Consider the following 1047-nt stretch of genomic DNA (forward strand, 5'->3'; position numbering starts at 1 on the left):
CAACACCTCCAGGTGCTGCCGAAAGTCCAACGGGCTGCCCGCCGGGAGGTAATTTCTTACCTTTTCATAGACAGTTTGGGGCTCCTCCCCAACTATCTCAGCTACACAAGTATAAATGTTACCTGTCTCTGGTGACGAGAAGTTTGTCGCCACTTCACAGTCGGGGAGATCCACGACCTTTCTCTTCCCCTTGTACCCTCGCGCCTTTGGAGGGTGGTCAGGAGACTTACGTTTCTGGCCAGCCATAGTGGTGGTCGTAGCGTTCTGCTGTTGCGTCACACTCCCACTTGAGTGTTCCGCACCAGCATGAGCAGGAGCCGTCTGCCCCTGTGTACCTGACTGCCCTCGGCAATCAGCGCTCTCAGAATCCGAGTCCGACTCTGACTCTGAGCTGGACGAAGAGACGCTCTCCTCGCTGTTCAGACTGTTCCTGCCAGCCTGCTGTTGGAGTGCCTCTACAGTGAGGCGAAATTCAGCATTCCACTCCAAGAGTGTTCGCTCAAGATTAGCCAGCTCAACTTCAAAGTTAGCCAGGTAGTTGGGTTCTTCCACGGCACGCGCGGTGTGTTGGTGCATCACTGGGATCACGATCCCGTTCTGCGTCAGATTCTGATAGAACGCATGTGTTCTACCTCGGAAAATTCGAACGGCGGCTAGAATCATCTGCTCGGCCACTCGCGGCGCACGCTGAAGCATCTCTGCCCAGCGCTGTTCATACTCATTAGCAGGGAAGTGGACCCTCACATACTCCTGCATGTAGGCCTCCATCTCCTCTGTCAAACCTCCAAGCCACACGCTCCACGTCGGCGTGCGGATCTGCGAGTGCTGCACCTGCGCAAACGCGTGCTGCAACTCCTGTGGTTCATTGGCTGGTGGAAACCGCCAATGCAATTGCGGTGCCAGAAAGTTGGGGGGTGGCGTCGTCATCTCCCAGATCTGCATCGCGGTATCTAGCACGTGTACTGCTGCCTCGGACCTAATCTGGTTTAGGGCAGGACACTGGTTGAGAATATGCTCCAGAGTCTCCTCTGGTGCATCGCAAAGACG

At 55.8% G+C, this 1047-nt stretch carries 1 protein-coding gene; it reads right to left on the bottom strand.

Features of this window, described 5'->3' with window-relative positions:
• Positions 1-780: hypothetical protein (locus V6D20_05990; GenBank protein HEY9815337.1), on the bottom strand; the 780-nt coding region annotated here is incomplete at its 3' end.
• Positions 781-1047: the final 267 nt, after the last annotated feature.

The organism is Candidatus Obscuribacterales bacterium (genome assembly GCA_036703605.1).
GTDB lineage: Bacteria > Cyanobacteriota > Cyanobacteriia > RECH01 > RECH01 > RECH01.